Genomic DNA, 18,871 nt, shown 5'->3' with positions numbered 1-18,871 from the left:
AGCGGCACACGCCGATCCAAGACGATGTTCGTCTGCGGGTATAAGGGATGTCGATTGCCCACAAGACGCGGCGCTCCTCCACGCTTCAGTGACGCGCGATGACGTGATTGCTGGGCGACTCCCACCGCGCGACGACCTCCTCGCCCACCGCGTATCGAAGTCCGGCCTGCTGCGACTGGTTCTGCTCGAATACGATGATCTGCCCGCCACTCGGCGTCTTGAGATAGTAGTGACTGACGAATCCGCGATAGATGGCCTGGTCGACACGCGCCGTCACGCTGTTGACGCGTTGCGCCGCCGGGCTCTGGCCAACGCGCTCGACCACGATTGCCTCGGGCCTGATCGAGACCATCACGTCGCTTGCCGATTGCGGGATCTGGTCGACCTGAAGGCTCAATTCGGGCGAGACACGAACGAGCGCCCCGCTTCCGTTGCGCTGCTCGATGGGCCCCTCGAACAGATTCGACGCGCCGATGAACTGCGCCACGAATTTCGAGGTCGGACGCTGGTAGATTTCCGTCGCCGAGCCGACCTGTTCGAGCTTGCCATCGCGCATCACCACGATCTTGTCGGCCATCGTCAGGGCTTCGTCCTGGTCGTGGGTCACCATGACGGTGGTCAGACCGAGTCTGCGCTGAAGGGCGCGCAGCTCGACCTGCATGCTCTCGCGAAGCCCCTTGTCCAGCGCCCCGAGCGGCTCGTCGAGCAGCAGCATGGCCGGCTCGATCACGAGGGCCCGCCCCAACGCGACGCGCTGCTGCTGGCCGCCAGAGAGTTGCGCCGGATAGCGCTTCCCGAAGCTGGACAGCTGGACCAGATTGAGGGCGTCGCCCACCTTCCTTGCGGCATCGGCCTTGGATATCCCGCGCATCTCGAGGCCGAAGGCGATGTTCTCCTCGACGGTCAGATGAGGAAACAGCGCGTAGTTCTGGAATAGCATTCCGACATTGCGGCGATGCACGGGAACGTTGGTCATCCTCTTGTCGTTGACGAAGACGTCGCCGGATGTCGGGCGGATCAGCCCCGCAATCATGCGCAGGCAGGTCGTCTTGCCGCATCCGCTCGGACCGAGCAGCGCGACCATATGGCCGGGCTCGATCGTGAGCGAGACGTCGTCGACCGCGACGGTGCGGTTATATTCCTTGACTAGGCGGTCAAGCCTGACTTCGGAAGACCTCATGACAACCTGTCCTAGCTCGTGAACACCTGATTATAGCGTTCCAGCCACGGACCGCGGCGCGGAACGATGAACTTCCAGTCCGGCGTAAACAGTCCGAGATCCGCCGCCTTGGTATCGGGATAGGCCAGGAACTTGGCCGTCTCCGGCTTGAAGTCGATGCCGCCCACCGAGGGCGCGCTGAGCGTCTGCTCGGACAGCATCTTGGCGACCGAGGGCTCGAGAATGCGGTTGATCAGGGCACAGGCAAGCTCGGGCTCGGGCGCGTTCTTCACCAGCGTCATGCTGTTGATGCCGGTGAAGGCGCCTTCCTTCGGGAATGTCATGTCGAGCGGCATGCCCTTGGCCGTGTGCGGATAGATTGCCTTCGAATATTCGATGCCGCCGATCGTCGCCTGGCCCTGGGCCACCTGGAGCACCTGCGCCTCGCTGTCGTAAATCGTCAGGACATTGGGCTTGAGGGTCGCGAGCTTGTCCCAGCCGCTATCGACCAGGTATTGCGCTTCCTTCAGCGGCTTGCCCGTCGTCAGCGCCGTCGCCACGATCAGCATCAGCACGCTCTGGGTGTTCTTGGGCGTGTTCAGCAGGATCTGCTTGCGATATTTTGCGTCGAAGATCTGCTCGTAGCTCTCGAGCGGCTTCGTCACCTGCGGATTGATGAACATGGCCGCGCTCGAGATCGAGAAGCCGACGCCGTAGTCCTCTTCAAAGAGATAGCGCGGATAGACCTTGGCGAGATTCGGAATCTTGGCGGCATCGAGCTTGTCGATCAGCCCTTCCTGCTTGGCCTGGGGGATGCCGACATCGTCCATCATCATCATGCTGAAGCGCGGCGTATCACGCGTGGCGCGAAGGGCGGCGATGTTGGAGAGCGTCGCGCCCTCGATCGTGAAGACGCGGCACTTGAACTCGGCCTCGAACTTCGGAACGACTTCCTTCTGGATCAGCTTGCCCAGCGCCGAGTTGTAGACGCCGACATGCAGTTGCTTGGCGTCCTGCGCCCACGACCGACTGATGATCGTCGGGAAAGCAACCGCGGATGCGCCGGCTTTAATGAGAGTCCTACGTGTCAGCTTCATGGGTCCGATCTCCATCTACCAATGCACATCAGGCAGCCAGCGCGCGGCGAAGGCCGACCAGTTTCTCCAGCAGCAGCACGCCGACCATCGCCATCAGAATGATGATCGTCGACATCGCCGGCACGGAAGGATCAAAGACGTTGACCAGTTGCCGCATTAGAACGAGCGGCACGGGCGAGTATTCCGAGTTCGCCAGCCACATCGTGACCGGATAATTGTCGAAGGACACCATGAAGGCGAACAGCCCGCCGGCGGCGACGCCCGAGGCGATCTGCGGCAGCGTGACGCGCCAGAAGGTCGTCAGCCGGTTTGCGCCGAGGGTGCGCGCGGCATCCTCCAGATTCTCATCCACGAGCTGGAGGCTGGTGACGACGGTGCGGATAACATAGGGCGACGTCACGACCACGTGCCCGATCAGGAGGTTGAGCCGCGCATCCTGCGAGCCAAGCTTGGTCAGGACCTGAAGCAATGCCAGGCCCGTGACCAGCGCCGGGAAAATCAGCGGCGACAGCAAGAACCCCTTGATCGCTCCCAGTCCAAAGAACTTGCCACGAACCAACGCAAAGGCCGCGGGCACACCGAACAGGAGCGAGCCCGCCGTCGTGCCGAGCGCGAGCAGAATGCTCAGCCGCATCGCCTCGAGGAAGTCTCGGTCCTGGAGAACCTTGGCATACCATTTCAGCGTGAAGCCCTGCGGCGGGAACGTCACGAAATAGGAATCGGAAACCGACACCGCCATGACGAGTAGCAGCGGCGCCAGGATGAACAGCATCACGCCGCCGGTGATGGTGTAGAGGATGAAGGCGCCGAAGCCGGAAAACCGCTCGTCCATCAGTCGGGCCTCCTGAGACGCCGGCCTTCCAGAAGCCACATCGAAACGCCGTTCACCGCGAGGACCAGGCCGACGAGAACGGCGGCAATCGCGGCGCCGAACGGCCAGTCGTAGACGACGAAGATCTGCTGCTCGATCAGATTGCCGAGCATGATCGCTGAAGCGCCGCCCAGGATCGCAGGAATGACGAAGGAGCCGGCGGTGAGCGAGAATACCAGGGTAAATCCCGCCACGAAGCCGGGCATGCTCAACGGCAGCGTCACGCGGAGGAACACCTTCCACCACGGCGCGCCCAGCATCCGGGCTGCATCTTCGAGGTTGGGATCGATCTTGCCGAGAGCCGAGGCCAGCGGCAGAACCATCATCGGGAAGAATACGTGCAGCGACCCGATGACAACGGCGACCTCGGTGTAGAGGACCGATATCGGGGCATCGACGATATGCAGTGTCATCAGGATCCAGTTCAGCATCCCCTTCGGACCGTTCTGGAGCACGAGCTGCCAGCCGTATCCACGAACGACCACGCTGACGATCAGGGGTGCGATGACGATCAAGGTGATGATGCGCGTGACCGTCGGACGGCTCTTGACCATCACCAGCGCAACCGGATAGGCGAGCACTGTCGCGAGCGCGGAGGTGATGATGCTGATCCGCAGCGTCGTCCAGAGCACGCGTGCGTAGAGCTCGACGTTGATCAGGCGGGCGTAGTGCGCAAGCGTGAACGGACGGCCGATGATGCCGCGGCTGTCCTGTGTCTGGATGCTCGAGAACAGCAGCCCCAGTGCCGGATAGAAGAAGAAGTATGTCAGGAATGCCAGCATCGGGACGGCGAGAAGCCCGACCGGCAGAGCCAGACGCCACCGAGACGCCCACCGGGTTGCCGGTGGAGCTTGAACACCCAAGACCGCCACCGCATCGTCGCTGGTGGTCATCGCTGGCCGTCCTCGACTGCGCGATACCAAGGCAATACCCCTCTTTGCACAAAGCTTATGCGTCGACATCCTACAGGACCAAGAACATCTTCGTTTAGGGGCATTAAGAAGGATTATGACAGTTGGTTCGGCATACTGCTCCGATCTTGGTCGACAAATGCCGCTGGATGCATCTTTCGTTCTCCGCCGAGGGCCAAGCCCCCTGACATATCGACGCTTGGTCAGCGCAGGCTTTCGCAGAAGCTCGCGATACGCCGGCAGCCTTCCTTCAGCGATTCGGTATCGGTCGCATAGGAAATGCGGAAATACGGGCTCATACCGTAGGCGCCGCCGGGCACCGCGGCGACATGCTGCTCCTCCAGGAGCGCCGAGATGAAGTCGGCATCGGTTTCCAGCCGTCGGCCGCCCTTCGTGGTCTTGCCGATGCAACCGGCGATGTTCGGAAACACGTAGAAGGCCCCTTCCGGCTTGTGGCAGGTGACGCCGGGAATCTGATTGAGAAGCTTCACCACCAGATCGCGCCGGTCACGATAGATGTCAGCGCGCTCCTTCAGGTAGTCCTGCGGTCCGTCCAGGACCGCGACGGCCGCTGCCTGGCTCACCGTGCAGATTCCACCGGTCGCCTGACCGTGGACATTGTTCATCGCCGCAATCAGGTCCTTGGGACCGCCGCAATAGCCGACCCGCCAGCCGGTCATGGCGTAGGCCTTGGACGCGCCGTTCACGGTCACGACGCGATTCTTCAGCTTCGGCTCGACCTCCGCGATGGTGCAGAACTCGAAACCATCATAGGTGAGATGTTCATAGATGTCGTCGGTAAGGACCCAGATGTCGGGGTGCTTCAGCATGACGTCAGCGATCGCGCGCATCTCCTCGCGGGTGCAGGCCGCGCCGGTCGGATTGTTGGGAAAATTAAGGATCAGCCACTTCGTCCTGGGCGTGATCGCCGCCTCCAGGTCAGCCGGGCGGAGCTTGAACTGGTTGTTCTCCGGGCACGGCACCGCGATGGGCGTCGCCTCCGCCAGAAGAACGATATCCGCATAGGTGATCCAGCCCGGCGCCGGAATGACGACCTCGTCGCCGGGATTGCAGGTCGCAAACAGCGCGTTGAAGATGATCTGCTTGCCGCCATTGGCAATCAGGATCTCGTCGAGGGCGTAGTCGAGATTGTTCTCGCGCTTGAACTTGCGCTGGACGGCGGTCCGCAGCGCGACGGTCCCCGGCTGCGCCGGATATTTGGTATCGCCGGCAAGGGCTGCCCGATGAGCGGCCTCGATCGCATGCGGCGGCGTCGGAAAATCGGGCTCGCCGGACGACAGGCCTACGATCTTGACGCCGGCGTCCCGGAGCTCACGCGCCTTGTCCGTCATCGCCGCCGAGGCCGACACCTTCACGGTCTTGAGGCGGTTTGCGAGTTCAGGCATTGTCAGCTCCACTTCTCATGTCTTTCAAACGTGCGGCCTCGGATCGGCTCGCAAATCGCAGTTCGCCGACGACCTGGAACGTGGGTACGACCTCGATCGTCGCGACGTTCATCCGTGCCGGCGCTCCTACCGCGAACGCAATGGCATCCGCGACGTCTTCGGACTGTAGCGTCTCGAAGCCTCCGACGAAGCGGGCATCCGGATTGTCGGCGGCGTTCTGGTTCTGGAAGATGCTCGTCGCCACCCGCCCGGGCGAGACTTCGGTGACGCGAACGCAGGTGCCGTAGAGATCGACGCGCAATTGCTGCGACAGTGAATGAATGCCCGCCTTGGTCGCGTGATAGGCCACGGAGGAATTGAATGTCGTCGCGTTCTCGCCGAAGGCATAGTGGCCGGCGATCGACGAGACGTTGACCACGTGGCCGCGGTTGCGCCTTGCCATGCCTGGTGCGATCAACCGCGTCAGGTGCAGGACCGCGCGCAGATTGACGTCGACCAGGGTGTCGACATCATCAGGCGCCGTATCCAGGATATTGCCGCGCCGCGACTGGCCGGCATTGTTGACGAGAACATCGAATTCGACCGAGCTCGCAAGGCGCTTCAGGGCATCGAGATCGTTCACATCGACCGCACATGCGTGGCATCCGGTCTCGGCCGACAGGCTGGCCAGCCGGCGAGCGTCGCGCGCAAGCGCATGAACCTCAAGCCCCTCGGCGCGGAGGCGCCGAACCGTCGCAGCCCCAATACCTGAGGACGCGCCCGTCACCAACGCCGTTCGGTAGTCCGAAAATCCCATCCGCAAGGTTCTCTTGCCGTCAGCCGGAGCGGCGGCAAGTTACGTGCGGAGGCCGACGCACGCATACAGCAGATTTGTTCTGCCCTCATAAGGACATCCAATATCCCGGCCGAAAGTCGTCGGGCGCGAGCCATAAGCCCACCCGATGCAGGCAGAGTGAATTTCTCTTACTCGTCGTCGCGACTATCCCCTTAGATTTTGCGATGCTCTTCGCTCGCCCATGGGAGTCGGACCACGATGTTGGAAGTCGGTAATCGGATCGTCATGGTCTCGGGAGCTTCGCGCGGCATCGGACGCGCCGTCGTCGAGCGGCTTCTGGCCGCGGGCTTCCGGGTATCGGCCGGGCTTCGCGACCCGAGCCGTCTCGCCGAGAGCGAGAGGCTCATGACGCACCGCTATGATGCCGAGGACGCCAAGAGCCCGGTCTCCTGGGTGAACGCAACGGTCGCGCGGTGGGGCGGCGTCGACGCCATCGTCAACACCGCCGGCATCAATCCGAAGGTCCGCGTCTCCGACGAGGGCGAGAACGAGCTGGATGAAATGTGGCGAGTCAACGTCAAGGGACCCCTGCGCCTCGTCAGAGCCACCCTCCCTCATTTGGCCGTCTGCGGTCACGGCCGGGTCATCAATCTGGGGTCGCTCTCCGGAAAGCGCGTGGGAAGTAACATCGGCTACGCCATGACCAAGTTCGCCGTGGTCGCACTCACCCACGGCATTCGCCGGGAAGGTCGCGCGGCCGGCATCCGGGCGACGGTGATCTGCCCCGGCTACGTAGCCACCGACATGACGCTGAACGACGACGAGATTCCCCGTCACGAGATGAGCCAGCCGGACGACATCGCTCGACTGGCGGAAACCGCACTCATGCTGCCAAACAATGCGTCGGTCTCCGAAATGCTCGTGCACTGCCAGTTCGAGCCGATGCTTTAAGGTGAGGCCCGGCCGGCACCGCCGGCTAACAGATCGCCTTCCCTGAAACCTTGTCGAAAAGGTGCGTTCGCTCCAGATCAAGAGCGACGTCTATCACTCGATCCGGCGCCGCTGCGACACCGACCGGCATCTGAGCCGTGAACGGAAATGCGCCTACGGTTCCAATCACGAGCGTATGCGGCCCGAGCGGCTCCACGTCCTTCACCATCAGGCGGACGGAAGAGCCCATCGGCGCATCTTGCCGGAGCACATGGTCGGGCCGCACGCCGAGCACGACCGGCTTGCCGACGCTCGCCGCATAGGTCGCCTCGCGCGACTTCGGCAATGTCAGCACCGTACCCGACGGCTCGCCGAAGACCAGTGCGCCGTCGCGAGCGGCAATCTCGCCATGGATAAAATTCATGCTCGGTGCACCCATGAAGCCCGCGACGAAGAGATTGCTGGGCTTCTCGTAGATCGTGATCGGATCGGCCGCCTGCTCGATTCGGCCGCGATTCATCACCACGACGCGATCCGCCATGGTCATCGCCTCGACCTGATCGTGCGTGACATAGACGATCGTCTTGGCGAGACGGCGATGCAGCGCCTTGATCTCGGTCCGCATCTCGATGCGGAGCTTGGCGTCGAGGTTCGACAATGGCTCGTCGAACAGAAACACGTCCGGGCTGCGGACGATGGCACGGCCGATCGCGACGCGCTGACGCTGTCCGCCGGAGAGCTGCTTGGGCCGGCGGTCCAGATATGGCTCGAGGTCGAGAACCCGTGCCACGTCCTGGACTGCTTTCGCGATTCTGGCGCGTGAATCGCCCCGCACCTTCATGCCGTAGCCGATGTTCTCCCCTACCGTCATATGCGGATAGAGCGCATAGTTCTGGAACACCATCGCACAATTGCGCAAGCCCGGACGCAGCTGCGTCACGTCGCGGTTGCCGATGCGGATGTTTCCGCTGGTGACCTCCTCCAGCCCTGCAATCATGCGTAACGTCGTGGTCTTGCCGCAGCCGGACGGGCCGACAAGCACGACGAACTCCTCGTCGGCGACGTTCAGATCGAGCCCCTCGATGATCTTGTAGGGCCCATATGCCTTGCTGACGTTCTCGATCTCGACGTGCGCCATGGATTCCTTTTTCCGTCCCTCATATCGACGGCCAACAAAGCCCGGATGATGCTGACGCATCATCCGGGGCAGTCTCCGCAGGAAGCTAGTTCTTGGGCGGCAGACCCATCGCCGCGCGATAGGCCGCCAGTTGCTTCGCGCGGCCGAACTCGTCGGTCAGGCGATTCCATTCCTTTGCGACCGCGTCCAGCGCGGCCTGCGGCGTGGTCTGGCCGGCCAGCGCCTTGCCAAGCTCGATCTCCACCACCTCGGTGTAGGAGAAATAGCCGGGCAGACGCATGTCGAGCGCGACGTTCTTGCCGTTGATGGAGTCGGCCTGGGCGCCGAGATATTCCTTGGCCTCCTGCGGCGAGAAGATCTTGCTCCACAACTCCAGATTCGTGGTGTGCGACTTGCGGTATGGGTTGACACCCGTACCGCCGGTAATCGCGGCCTGGCCGGAGACCTCAGGGCTTGTCAGCGTCTTGACGAAATCCCATGCCGCCTGCTGGTTCTTGCCCACCTTTGGCACGGCAATCTGCCAACCTCCGAACGCCATGAAGGGTGCCGGCAGCACCGCCGGGAACTTGTCCCACTTCTTGGTCTTGGCGTTCCATATCTCGTCAGAGCCGGGCAGCACTGCGGAGCCAACCTCGCCCGAAATCTTCGATTGCTTGGGATCAGCGGCGATCACGCCGGTATCGCCCCAGCCGATCGACTCGGCCACCTGGCCACCGGCCACGGCGGCATTGACCTCGCCGAACGAGAAGTTCAGCGCATTGGGCGGGCCAAGCTTGGAAGCGCGGATGTATTCCTCCAATCCCTTCACCCAGCCCGGATTGTTGATCTGGGCATCCATCGTTTCGGGGTCGAAGAACATCGCGCCCGGGTAGTTCGGGTTGTTGGTATAGGCGGCCGCATGGCTGAAGAAGAACCAGAACTGCTGGCCACCGCGACGGAAGGCTTCCGCCGTGCCCCAGAGCCCCTTGTCAGGGCGCTGGAAGAACTCCGCGATATCGAGATATTGCTTCCAGGTCGTTGGCGGCGCCAGATCATAGCCGTACTTGGCCTTGAAGGCATCCTTCTCCTTGGGATCGCTGAACAGGTCGGTGCGATAGGTGTAGGTGTGAACGTCACCGTCCATCGACTGCGAATAGATCTTGCCTTCCCACACCATCAGGCGCTCGCGATAGGCAGGCTCGACATCGTCCCAATCCTTGCCGGACTGCATCTCTTTCGGCATCTCGCTGAGATAGGAGACGAAGTCGGGCAGCCAGGCCGGCGCAAAGCTGACCAGATCGAACGTCGCGTCCGATCCCGTCAGCGACGTAACAATCTTCGGGTAGAGCTCCGACCACGGAAACTCGACCACGTTGACTTTGCCGCAGGTCTTCTTGGTCCATTCGTCCGCGCCGAGCTTGAGCGCGGAGGCGATATACGGTCCGGTCTGCGACGCCACCGTCAGGGTGACGCCGGAGTAATCCGGGCTACAGGCAGCGTTCGCCTGGCTCACGGTGCAAGCCATCGCGAGCGAGGTGGTCAGCATCAGAAACGTCCGTCGCAACATCGTCCAGTCCTCCCTAGATAAGTTTTTGCTATTTAATCGCTCCGAGCAGCAGGCCCGACCGCATCATGCGGCTGAGCAGACCTGCCATGATCATCATCGGAATGATGGCGACGAGCGCCGCAGCCGAGATCGCCCACCATTCGTCGCCGCGCTGGCTATTCTGTCCCGCCACCAGGATAGGCAGCGTCTGCCATCTGGAATTGGTCAGGAACAGCGCGAACAGGAACTCGTTCCAGACGAAGGCGAGCGTGATCATGAAAGTCGCCAGCAGTCCGTTCATCGACATCGGCACTACGATGCCGAGGAAGATGCGCCAGCTCGGCACGTTGTCGACCATCGCGGCTTCTTCGACCTCGATCGGGATGGCCTCGAAGAAGTCGCGCATCAGCCAGACCACGATCGGCAGCGAGAACGCGACGTAGCACAGCGTCATGCCGACATAGCTGTCGATGAGCTGGAAGCCGAGCCGGCCGATTTCGCTGTAGAGCAGATACAGCGCGAAAGCCGTGACGATCGGCGGGAACATGCGCTGGCTGACGAACCAGAACAGGATGTCCTCGTTGCCGAGGATCGGCCCCGGCAGCGGCAGGCGGTTGGAAACGATCGCAACGACAAGCGCGATCGGGAACGCGAGCAGCAGGGCCTGCGGTCTGGTAAATCCGAGCGTATTGTTGAACAGCAGATAGCCGCCGAGCGCGAGCAGGAAGAAGATCAGGCCCGCGCCGAAGCGCACCCTGAATTCGAACCTCACCAGCGCATAAGCCGCCATTGCCCCGACAGCAGTCGCGATCGCCGCCGCCGACAGTCCAATGATGGTCGAGTTCAGGAAGGTTCGAAAGAACTCGCCACGGATGCCTTGATAGAGATCAATAAATGGCTGCAGGGTCGGCGTGAAATCGACGAACGGAACGTAGGTCGGGCCGCCGACCACGCCTGGCGGGGTCTTGAACGCCGTCACCACCACCCAATAAAGCGGAAATACCGAGATCAGGCACCAGACGAGCACGCCGGCCGCGACGAGGCGGCGACTCCAGCTCGACAGTCCGGTAAGGCCCTGCCCGCTCATCGGCGCTTCTCCAGATGCGGCCGCAGCAGCGCCAGATAGGTCACGCCGATGATCGTGATTGCGATCAGGAACAGGAAGCTGAGTGCCGACGTGTAGCCGAGATTGAACTTCTTGAAGCCCTCCTGATAGGCGAACAAGGTCAGGGTCTCGGTGTCCACACCCGGTCCGCCGCCCGTCATCACGAACACGGTGTCCATGATCTTGTAGCTCTCGATCAGGCGGATGAAGACGACCGCGGCGGAGATCGGCAGCATCATCGGAAAGGTGATGCCCCAGAATTGCTGCCAGGCGCTGGCGTTCTCGAGCTCCGCCGCCTCGTAGACATCCTCGGGGAGCGTTTGCAGGCCGGCCAGCATCATCAAGATGATGAACGGTGTCCACTGCCAGATCTCAACCGCGATGATGCAGCCAAGCGCCCAGTGTCCATTGGTGAGGAACGGCAGGTTCGCCAGACCGAACATGGACAGGAACTGGTTGAGCGGCCCCATGGTCGGATTGAAAATCATGCGGGCAACGAGCGCGACGGCGACCGGGGCCAGCAGCATCGGCAGCAGCAAGGCCACGCGAAACAGCCGCTCGCCCGGAACGCGCGCGTTCAGCGCGAGCGCAACGCCAAACCCGATCACGTATTGCACCCCGACGGCGATGAACGCGATCAGCGTCGTCGTGAAGATCGCATTCCAGAAACGCGGCTCCTGTAAGAGCGTCGCATAATTACCGAACCACACGACGCGTGGTGGGATCGGCGGAATCAGGCGATAGCTGAGGAAGCTCGTGGTGAACGAATAGATCAGCGGAAAGATCGAGATCGCCAGCACGACGAGCACCGCCGGCCAGATGAAGACATGCTTGATCGGATCGTTCCGCATCATGAGCAGATCATCCCTTCAACAGGGCTTCGATCTCGGCGCGCCGCGGCATGGCAGGCGCAGTCCCTGCGCGCGTCACGGAAATCCCCGCCGTGGCCGAACCGAAGCGCGCGGCCTCCAGTGGATCGGCGCCGCCCGCAAGCGCTGCTGCGAAGCCGCCGACGAAGGCATCGCCCGCACCCGCGGTTTCGACCACCTTGCCGGCGGCGAACGGCGGCACGTGCAGCGAGCGATCTCGCCCGTGAAACAGCGCCCCGCGTTCGCCGAGCGTGATCAGCGCAGTGCCCGCTCCCTTGGCCAGCAGCGCATCTCCGGCGCGGCGGGCGCCGGCAAGATCGCTCACCGCGATCCCCGTCAGCGCCTCCGCCTCGGTCTCGTTGGGAACGACGTAGTCGCACAAGGCAAACAGGCTGTCGTCGAATGCACCCGCGGGCGCCGGGTTGAACACGGTGATGCTGCCCGCAGCGCGCGCGATCTCGAGCCCGCGCTGCGCAGCCGCGACCGGTTGCTCGAGCTGGGTCACGAAGACGCGGCTGGTGCGGATCGCATCCGCCGCCGCGTCAACGTCGGCCGGGCTGAGACCGTCGGCCGCTCCGCTCACCACGATGATGGCGTTGTCGCCGCGTGTCTCGTGGACATAGATGAAGGCGGCGCCAGTCGGCGCCTCCGCAGTCCTGGCCACGCGTGGCCGAATCCCCTCGGCTTCCCATGTCTTGATGGCGAGATCACCGAAGGCGTCGCTGCCGATCCGCGAGATGAACGTCACGTCCGCGCCCGCGCGCGCAGCCGCCACGGCCTGGTTCGATCCCTTGCCGCCTGGTCCCATGGCAAATCCCGAACCGGCGATCGTTTCACCGATCGCGGGCATATTGCCGGCCCGGAAGGCCAGATCGACAACGAAGATGCCGAGCACTGCGACGCCAGTCTTGCTCATGGTCGTCACTCTCCGTCCGGCGCGATGACGCCCTTGGAGAACAGGAAGCAGCCGTAGAAGCGCCGCTCACCGGTGGCGATCACGCAGTAGGCCGTCTTGGCCTTTTCATAGAAGGCATGGCGCTCGACCCCGACCAGCGGCCAGGCGCGACCCTCGGCGCGGTCGATCGCTGCCTGCACCTCGCGCTGCACCGGCGGCACCTCCTGGGGCTGGCCGACAATCTCCATGCGAATCGCGGCATCGTCGACGAACGTATCGAGCGGCAGCACCGAGAGGATGGCTTCGATCGCCTTTGCCGTACTGACATTGTCGATGCGAAGCAGCTCGCCGAACACGGTCTGGCGCGCGATCGAGTCGGCGGGGAAGTTGGTATCGCACACCACGAGGCGGTCTCCGTGCCCCATTGCGCGCAAGGCATGGAGCACGTCGGCATTGAGCAGTGGGTTGATGCCCTTGAGCATGTTGCGTCCCTCTCTTGTCTTCAAATCCTCCGAACTCTGACGGTCCGGATGCCAACCAGTATCACCGCAAGGTGACGTCCTTAGTCGCCGTAGGGAATCCAGATGTTCTTCACCTGCACCGCATGGCGGAGCAGGATCGGACCTTCGCTTGCCGCCCGGTCGTACCAATCGAGCGCCAGCCCGTGGTCGACCAGCGTGCGCTTGAGGTTGCCGACCGACAGCCGCTCCGCGGCCGTCGAGGCCTCCTGCGAGCCGAACACCCAGAGCGCATCGACGTCGTCATGCTCGGCAAGGACCTTTGCCAGCGCATCGCGCTCGCCGGTGACGATATTGACGACGCCTGCCGGCACGTCCGACGTCTCCAGCACCTGGTAGAAATCGGTTGCTGCAAGCGGATGCCGTTCACTCGGGACGGCGACGACACGGTTACCCATCGCAATCAACGGTGCCACCAGGCTGATGAAGCCCAGCAACGGGGCCTCGTCCGGACAGGCCACGCCGACCACGCCGATCGGCTCGTGCATGGCAAGCGCCACGCCGCGCAACGGCGGCGCATGGATCGTCCCCTCGTATTTGTCGGCCCAGGCCCCATAGCTGAACAGCCGCTCGATACCCGCCTCGACCTCCGCGCGCGCCTTTGCAGACGAAATGCCGGTCATATCACCGATGCGCCGGGCGAACTCGTCGCCACGCGCGGACAGATTCTCGGCAAGGTAGTAGAGGATTTGGGCGCGATTATGCGTCGTCGCCCGCGCCCACCCCTCGGCCGAGCGCGCGGCAGCCACCGCGTTACGGATATCCTTGCGATTGCCCTCGCCGGCTTCGCCGAGGTGCCGCCCCTTCGGCGACAGCACCGCACGCGAATAATTTCCGTCAGGACGGACCTGCTTGCCGCCGACGAATAGCTTGGCGGTTCGGTCGATCGACGGCGTGCCAAATCCGGCGCCGCCGTGAGAGGCCGCCGGGGATGGCGGCGGCACCTTCGCCCGCGCCTTCCGCCCGCTCCAGGCCTTCGGCTTGAGATATTCGTAGAGGCCTTCCCGGCCGCCCTCGCGGCCGAAGCCGGACTCGCGATAGCCGCCGAAGCCGACGCTGGCATCGAACAAATTGGTCGCATTGACCCAGACCACTCCGGCCTGAAGTTTTGGCGCGATATCGAGCGCAAGGCCGATGGTCTCGCTCCACACGCTGGCCGCAAGGCCATAGCGCGTGTTGTTGGCGAGCATCACTGCCTCATCAGGCGTACGGAACGTCATCGCGACCAGCACCGGACCAAAGATCTCCTCGATCGCCACGGTCGATGACGGATGTACGTTCCAGAGCAAGGTCGGGGGATAGAAGCATCCCTCAGCGGGGATCGGCCCCGGCGCCTGATACTTCTCGGCGCCCTCCTTGACGCCGGTTTCGACCAGCGCCTTGATCCGCTCGAGCTGCACCGGTGCGACGACCGCGCCCATGTCGATCGCCTTGTCGAGCGGCGGACCCACGCGCAGCGTCTCCATGCGGCGGATCAGGCGCTTGCGAAACGTCTCTGCAATCCCTTCCTGCAGCAACAGCCGCGATCCGGCGCAACAGACCTGGCCCTGGTTGAACCAGATCGCGTCGACCACGCCTTCCACGGCGCCATCGATATCGGCATCGTCGAACACGATGAACGGCGACTTGCCGCCGAGCTCGAGCGTCAGCGACTTGCCGGTCCCTGCGGTCGACTGACGGATCAATCGCCCGACCTCGGTCGACCCGGTGAAGGCGATCTTGTCGACACCGGGATTCTCGACGAGCAAAGCGCCGGTGGCGCCATCACCCGTCACCACATTCAACACGCCGGCCGGCAGGCCCGCTTCCGCCGCGAGCTCGGCGAACAGCAGCGCGGTCAGCGACGTAAATTCCGCCGGTTTCAGCACCACGGTGTTGCCGGTCGCAAGCGCGGGCGCGATCTTCCAGGCCAGCATCAGCAGCGGAAAGTTCCAGGGGATGATCTGGCCGATCACACCGACCGGGACATGGTCGACGAATTCGCGCTCCTGCAATTGCGCCCAGCCGGCGTGGTACAGAAAGTGGCGCGCAGCGAGCGGCACGTCGAGATCGCGGGTTTCCCTGATCGGCTTGCCATTGTCGATCGCCTCCAACACCGCGAACAGACGCGCATGACGCTGCAGCATACGCGCCAGCGCATAGAGATGACGGGCACGACCGTGACCACCGAGCTTTGCCCATGACGACTGCGCCGATCGCGCGGCGCCGACGGCAGCTTCGACATCCGCAGCGATCCCTTGCGCGAGTTTGGCCAGCGTCTTGCCGGTGGCCGGCTCGATCGTCATCAGATGCTTGCCCGAAGCCGGAGCTGCGAATTTGCCGGCAATGAAATGCCCGAACGTCGCATCGTGCCGCTTCAGCCAGGCGCGCGCCTCGCCGTCCGCCTCGGGGGCGGGACCATAATCCATGGTCTCGTAGTAATGTGCGATGCTCATGCTCAGCCCACGGGATGACGGTTGAAGGCCGAGTAGCGGCCGGTGACGTGATGCTCAAGCTGACGCTCGATGTCGGCGAGCAGGCTCGAGGCGCCGATGCGGAACAGATCCGGCTCGAGCCAATCGCGTCCCAACTCCTCCTTCATCAGGAACTGGTAGTTGAGCACGTCCTTCGCCGTCGAGATTCCGCCGGCCGGCTTGAAGCCGATCTTGAAGCCGGTACGCTCCTCGTAGATCCTGATCATGCGCAGCATCGCCAGCGTCACGGGCAGCGTGGCATTGACGCCTTCCTTGCCGGTGGAGGTCTTGATGAAGTCAGCCCCGGCCATCATGCAGACCATCGACGCCTTGGCGACGTTGCGCAGCGTTTTGAGGTCGCCGGTTGCCAGGATCGTCTTCAGATGCGCATCACCGCAGGCCGCGCGGAAATCCCGGACCTCGGCGTAAAGAGCGCGCCAGTCTCCGGTCAGCACATGCTCACGCGTGATGACGATGTCGATCTCCTGCGCACCGTCCCTGACGGACGCCTCGATCTCCTTGAGTTTCAGATCGTGCGGCACGAGGCCTGCAGGAAATCCGGTCGAGACCGCAGCGACCGGAATGTCAGATCCATCTAGCGCTTCGACCGCGGTTGCGACGAAGCGGTGATAGACGCAGATCGCGCCGGTGTGCAGCCCGCGTCCGGCAAAGCCGAGTGCCTCGAGGAGGTCGCTTCGTATCGGCGCCCTCGCCTTGGCACAGAGGCGCTTCACGCGTTCGGCCGTATCGTCGCCGTTGAGTGTGGTAAGGTCGATGCAGGTGATCGCCTTGAGCAACCACGCCGCCTGCGCGTCCTTCTTGACCGTGCGTCGGCCCGGCAGGCTCGCAACGCGGCGCTCGGCGGCGGACAGATTGATCCTGATCTCATCGACCCAGTCCATCTCGAGCGCGCGGCCGGTGTTGCGCGCGATCGGATGCGGATGATTGTGATCCCGCGCATGAGACTGCGCCGGCACTGCGGATGGGTTTGATATCAAGACGCCCTGCGCCATCGGTACGCCGCGCGATGCTAGCGAATCGGCTGAAACGGCAGATAGACTGAATGTGCCGATTGCAACATGCGATCCTCCCATCCCTTGCCCGCTGGAGCTTCTGCTGCCTGCTATCGCGGACAGCGAAACGCCCTTCGGCCAGATGTTATTATTGTAACAAATTGACGTTGCTAAACTCACATCATTGTAAGATCATTGTCAACCGGATAAGCAAGCTCGGTGACGAAAATGACTGAGACACCGACCGCACGCCCCAGCGAGACCCGCGTCCAACGGCTGCAACGGCTGCGCCGCGCCGTCGAGACGAGCGGCGCACTGCATCTGAAGGACGCCGCAGAGCTGCTGAAGGTGTCGGAGATGACCGTCAGGCGCGACCTCGCCGGGCCCGAGGCGGCGCTCGCCCTGCTCGGCGGCTACGTCGTCAACGCGGCATCGCCGACCGGCATCAAGTACACATTCGAGCAGGAAATCGACCAGCATACGCAGGACAAGCGGCTTGCCTGCCGATCCGCAGCCGCCTCGATCAAGGAAGGCGACACCATCTTCATCGACTGCGGCACCACGATGCAGTCGCTGGCGGATTGCCTGCCTGAGGACATGCCTCTTTCGGTGATCTGCTATTCGCTGAACGTCGCCTCGATCGTCACCCACCGTCCGGCGACGCAGGTGATGCTGATGGGCGGGCTCTACCATCCGTCGTCGCAGTCGTTCTCGTCGGATGACGGCCTGTCCTATCTGCGGCGGCTCGGGGTCAACAAGGCGTTCATCTCGGCCGGCGGTCTGCACTGGACCCGCGGCGCCAGCTGCTCGAATTTTCACGAAGTCGCCATCAAGCAGGCCGTCATCGCGACTGCGATGGAGAGCATCCTCGTGGTCGACGCCAGCAAGCTCGGCAGCCTCAAGCCGGCATCTTTCTCCGACGTCAGCTCGTTCTCGCGGATCATCGTCGGTGGCTCCGTGCCGGCGGACACGCGCAAGCATTTCCGCAGCCTTCCCGTCGAATACGTCACCAGCGCAGCCTGATCCGGACGGGGGCTGGTTCGCCCGGATCAGGTCAGTCGAAACGATGAGCTCAGTTGCAGGCAGGCTTCGCCTTGTTGCAGGCATCCGCCAGCTCGGCCGGCGGGTCTTTCTTGAACACGGTCTTGTAAGACTCCAGCACATTCGACTGCGTGACCGGCAGCGACTGCACACCGACCCAGCCGGGCGTTTCCTTGCCCAGCAGCGCATTCATCATCGCCATCGCCTCAGCGACGCCCTGGTCATAAGGACGCTGCGAGCCGGTGGCCTTCAGCGGACCGCCCTTGGCAATTTCGATCGCCGATTGCAGGCCGAGATCGACCGTCGTCATGGGAATATCGATGCCCTGGGCCCGCATCGAGCTCAGCGTATCGAGCGCCGGTTGATCCCACACCGCGTACAGTCCCTTGACGTCGGGATTGCCGGTCAGGAAGTCGCCCGCGATCTGCGAGACCTTCGGCGGATCGGTGAAATCGACCTGCTTCATCTTGATGTCGGGCCGATTTGCCTTCATCCACTCCCGCACGCCCTTGGTGCGCTCGTTGGTGCTGAAATAGTCGACGCCGAAATTGACGAGACCGATGGTGCCGCCCTGCGCCACGCAGGACGCCAGGATCTGTGCCGCAATCTGGCCATTGCCCTGGCTATCAGCCGAGACCATCGTCGCATATTCCTCGGGATGCTTCAGGCCGGTCGGGATGCTGTCCATCAGCACGAGCTTGATGCCGGCCTTGGCGATCTTCTTGTAGGTCGGCGCGGTCGCGGTGAAATCGACCGGGATCGAAATGATGCCGTCCGGATGCTGCTGGATGGTGTTCTCGATATCGGCGATCTGCTTGTCCACCTGATATTCGGCGGATGCGACGCCCGTCACCGTCACGCCGTACTTCTTCAGCGTATCGGTGATGCCCTGGATCTGGAGCTGCGACCAATCGAGGTTGACCGTCTGCATGGAGATGCCGACCTTGAAGTTCTTCTCCTTGATCTTGGCAGCGTCAGCCTCCGATAGCGCGAGCACCTCGGGGGAAGCCGCCTTCTCGCCGTGGGGTCCCTGGCCGACGATCGATTTCGGCCCGAGCGTTGCGAGGTCGACGCCCTTGACGCAGGTCGCAGGCACTTCGGCGCGGGCCGAGGGGGCAATCGAGACGGCAGCAGCGGCAGCCATCAACACAGTCAAAGGCAAGGT

At 63.2% G+C, this 18,871-nt stretch carries 17 protein-coding genes; 2 read left to right on the top strand and 15 right to left on the bottom strand.

Translation table 11 applies throughout. The features are described 5' to 3' along the window. Window positions 1-85 precede the first annotated feature (85 nt). The 6 genes from FXB40_RS17055 to FXB40_RS17030 form a co-directional block, all read right to left on the bottom strand. Window positions 86-1,180, bottom strand: coding sequence for an ABC transporter ATP-binding protein (locus FXB40_RS17055; protein WP_148773343.1), 1,095 nt, complete (start codon window positions 1,178-1,180; stop codon window positions 86-88). 11 nt (window positions 1,181-1,191) lie between these two features. Then, a complete protein-coding gene (locus tag FXB40_RS17050; RefSeq protein WP_246207662.1) occupies window positions 1,192-2,256 on the bottom strand; it encodes an extracellular solute-binding protein in 1,065 nt (354 codons plus the stop codon). A gap of 28 nt (window positions 2,257-2,284) precedes the next feature. Continuing rightward, window positions 2,285-3,088, bottom strand: coding sequence for an ABC transporter permease (locus FXB40_RS17045; RefSeq protein WP_187436932.1), 804 nt, complete (start codon window positions 3,086-3,088; stop codon window positions 2,285-2,287). Further along, entirely contained in the window at window positions 3,088-4,020 is a 933-nt protein-coding gene (locus FXB40_RS17040) for an ABC transporter permease (protein ID WP_246207660.1), read from the bottom strand. Before FXB40_RS17040 ends, FXB40_RS17045 begins: the two co-directional genes overlap by 1 nt. Before the next feature lie 221 nt (window positions 4,021-4,241). Continuing rightward, window positions 4,242-5,444 (bottom strand): pyridoxal phosphate-dependent aminotransferase, encoded by a 1,203-nt coding sequence (locus FXB40_RS17035; protein WP_148773339.1) that lies wholly within the window; start codon window positions 5,442-5,444, stop codon window positions 4,242-4,244. After that, on the bottom strand, window positions 5,437-6,240 hold the full coding sequence (locus FXB40_RS17030; protein ID WP_148773338.1) for an SDR family oxidoreductase: 804 nt from the start codon (window positions 6,238-6,240) through the stop codon (window positions 5,437-5,439). The genes FXB40_RS17035 and FXB40_RS17030 overlap by 8 nt, the downstream gene beginning before the upstream one ends. Window positions 6,241-6,477: 237 nt before the next feature. On the opposite strand from FXB40_RS17030, the gene FXB40_RS17025 reads away from it, so the two are divergent. Beyond that, the gene (locus FXB40_RS17025) at window positions 6,478-7,170 is read left to right on the top strand and encodes an SDR family NAD(P)-dependent oxidoreductase (protein WP_148773337.1); all 693 of its coding nucleotides are present in this window, start codon (window positions 6,478-6,480) and stop codon (window positions 7,168-7,170) included. Window positions 7,171-7,195: 25 nt separating this feature from the next. Here FXB40_RS17025 and FXB40_RS17020 read toward each other — a convergent pair whose 3' ends face one another. From FXB40_RS17020 to deoC, 8 genes are all read right to left on the bottom strand, one after another. After that, complete coding sequence (locus tag FXB40_RS17020; protein ID WP_148773336.1) at window positions 7,196-8,287, bottom strand: ABC transporter ATP-binding protein; 1,092 nt, start codon at window positions 8,285-8,287, stop codon at window positions 7,196-7,198. Between the two features lie 85 nt (window positions 8,288-8,372). Next, a complete protein-coding gene (locus FXB40_RS17015) occupies window positions 8,373-9,812 on the bottom strand; it encodes an extracellular solute-binding protein (protein ID WP_347339767.1) in 1,440 nt (479 codons plus the stop codon). Between the two features lie 49 nt (window positions 9,813-9,861). Continuing rightward, window positions 9,862-10,899: a carbohydrate ABC transporter permease gene (locus FXB40_RS17010; protein ID WP_148773334.1), complete on the bottom strand. Its 1,038-nt coding sequence runs from the start codon at window positions 10,897-10,899 to the stop codon at window positions 9,862-9,864. After that, window positions 10,896-11,771, bottom strand: a complete 876-nt coding sequence (locus FXB40_RS17005; RefSeq protein WP_148773333.1) for a carbohydrate ABC transporter permease — start codon at window positions 11,769-11,771, stop codon at window positions 10,896-10,898. The genes FXB40_RS17010 and FXB40_RS17005 overlap by 4 nt, the downstream gene beginning before the upstream one ends. Before the next feature lie 7 nt (window positions 11,772-11,778). Beyond that, a complete protein-coding gene (gene rbsK / locus FXB40_RS17000; RefSeq protein WP_148773332.1) occupies window positions 11,779-12,702 on the bottom strand; it encodes a ribokinase in 924 nt (307 codons plus the stop codon). Between the two features lie 5 nt (window positions 12,703-12,707). Next, window positions 12,708-13,163: an RbsD/FucU family protein gene (locus FXB40_RS16995; RefSeq protein WP_148773331.1), complete on the bottom strand. Its 456-nt coding sequence runs from the start codon at window positions 13,161-13,163 to the stop codon at window positions 12,708-12,710. Between the two features lie 80 nt (window positions 13,164-13,243). After that, window positions 13,244-15,634, bottom strand: coding sequence for an aldehyde dehydrogenase family protein (locus FXB40_RS16990; RefSeq protein WP_148773330.1), 2,391 nt, complete (start codon window positions 15,632-15,634; stop codon window positions 13,244-13,246). A gap of 2 nt (window positions 15,635-15,636) precedes the next feature. Beyond that, complete coding sequence (deoC, locus tag FXB40_RS16985; RefSeq protein WP_246207672.1) at window positions 15,637-16,554, bottom strand: deoxyribose-phosphate aldolase; 918 nt, start codon at window positions 16,552-16,554, stop codon at window positions 15,637-15,639. A gap of 339 nt (window positions 16,555-16,893) precedes the next feature. Here deoC and FXB40_RS16980 point away from each other — a divergent pair, with 339 nt between their 5' ends. Beyond that, complete coding sequence (locus FXB40_RS16980) at window positions 16,894-17,688, top strand: DeoR/GlpR family DNA-binding transcription regulator (protein WP_148773328.1); 795 nt, start codon at window positions 16,894-16,896, stop codon at window positions 17,686-17,688. A gap of 49 nt (window positions 17,689-17,737) precedes the next feature. Here FXB40_RS16980 and FXB40_RS16975 read toward each other — a convergent pair whose 3' ends face one another. Beyond that, the gene (locus FXB40_RS16975) at window positions 17,738-18,850 is read right to left on the bottom strand and encodes a substrate-binding domain-containing protein (RefSeq protein ID WP_246207658.1); all 1,113 of its coding nucleotides are present in this window, start codon (window positions 18,848-18,850) and stop codon (window positions 17,738-17,740) included. Window positions 18,851-18,871: the final 21 nt, after the last annotated feature.

The sequence above is a fragment of the Bradyrhizobium rifense genome (assembly GCF_008123425.1).
In the GTDB taxonomy this organism is placed as follows: Bacteria; Pseudomonadota; Alphaproteobacteria; order Rhizobiales; family Xanthobacteraceae; genus Bradyrhizobium; species Bradyrhizobium rifense.
The sequence above is the reverse complement of the archived record's forward strand: the minus strand, read 5'-3'. Positions and strand labels throughout refer to the sequence as shown.

Bases quoted from the DNA above. Each gene is read 5' to 3' on its own strand.
- FXB40_RS17055 (WP_148773343.1), bottom strand. From the start codon at position 1,180: ATGAGGTCTTCCGAAGTCAGGCTTGACCGCCTAGTCAAGGAATATAAC.
- FXB40_RS17050 (WP_246207662.1), bottom strand. From the start codon at position 2,256: ATGAAGCTGACACGTAGGACTCTCATTAAAGCCGGCGCATCCGCGGTT.
- FXB40_RS17045 (WP_187436932.1), bottom strand. From the start codon at position 3,088: ATGGACGAGCGGTTTTCCGGCTTCGGCGCCTTCATCCTCTACACCATC.
- FXB40_RS17040 (WP_246207660.1), bottom strand. From the start codon at position 4,020: ATGACCACCAGCGACGATGCGGTGGCGGTCTTGGGTGTTCAAGCTCCA.
- FXB40_RS17035 (WP_148773339.1), bottom strand. From the start codon at position 5,444: ATGCCTGAACTCGCAAACCGCCTCAAGACCGTGAAGGTGTCGGCCTCG.
- FXB40_RS17030 (WP_148773338.1), bottom strand. From the start codon at position 6,240: ATGGGATTTTCGGACTACCGAACGGCGTTGGTGACGGGCGCGTCCTCA.
- FXB40_RS17025 (WP_148773337.1), top strand. From the start codon at position 6,478: ATGTTGGAAGTCGGTAATCGGATCGTCATGGTCTCGGGAGCTTCGCGC.
- FXB40_RS17020 (WP_148773336.1), bottom strand. From the start codon at position 8,287: ATGGCGCACGTCGAGATCGAGAACGTCAGCAAGGCATATGGGCCCTAC.
- FXB40_RS17015 (WP_347339767.1), bottom strand. From the start codon at position 9,812: ATGCTGACCACCTCGCTCGCGATGGCTTGCACCGTGAGCCAGGCGAAC.
- FXB40_RS17010 (WP_148773334.1), bottom strand. From the start codon at position 10,899: ATGAGCGGGCAGGGCCTTACCGGACTGTCGAGCTGGAGTCGCCGCCTC.
- FXB40_RS17005 (WP_148773333.1), bottom strand. From the start codon at position 11,771: ATGATGCGGAACGATCCGATCAAGCATGTCTTCATCTGGCCGGCGGTG.
- rbsK (WP_148773332.1), bottom strand. From the start codon at position 12,702: ATGAGCAAGACTGGCGTCGCAGTGCTCGGCATCTTCGTTGTCGATCTG.
- FXB40_RS16995 (WP_148773331.1), bottom strand. From the start codon at position 13,163: ATGCTCAAGGGCATCAACCCACTGCTCAATGCCGACGTGCTCCATGCC.
- FXB40_RS16990 (WP_148773330.1), bottom strand. From the start codon at position 15,634: ATGAGCATCGCACATTACTACGAGACCATGGATTATGGTCCCGCCCCC.
- deoC (WP_246207672.1), bottom strand. From the start codon at position 16,554: ATGGACTGGGTCGATGAGATCAGGATCAATCTGTCCGCCGCCGAGCGC.
- FXB40_RS16980 (WP_148773328.1), top strand. From the start codon at position 16,894: ATGACTGAGACACCGACCGCACGCCCCAGCGAGACCCGCGTCCAACGG.
- FXB40_RS16975 (WP_246207658.1), bottom strand. From the start codon at position 18,850: ATGGCTGCCGCTGCTGCCGTCTCGATTGCCCCCTCGGCCCGCGCCGAA.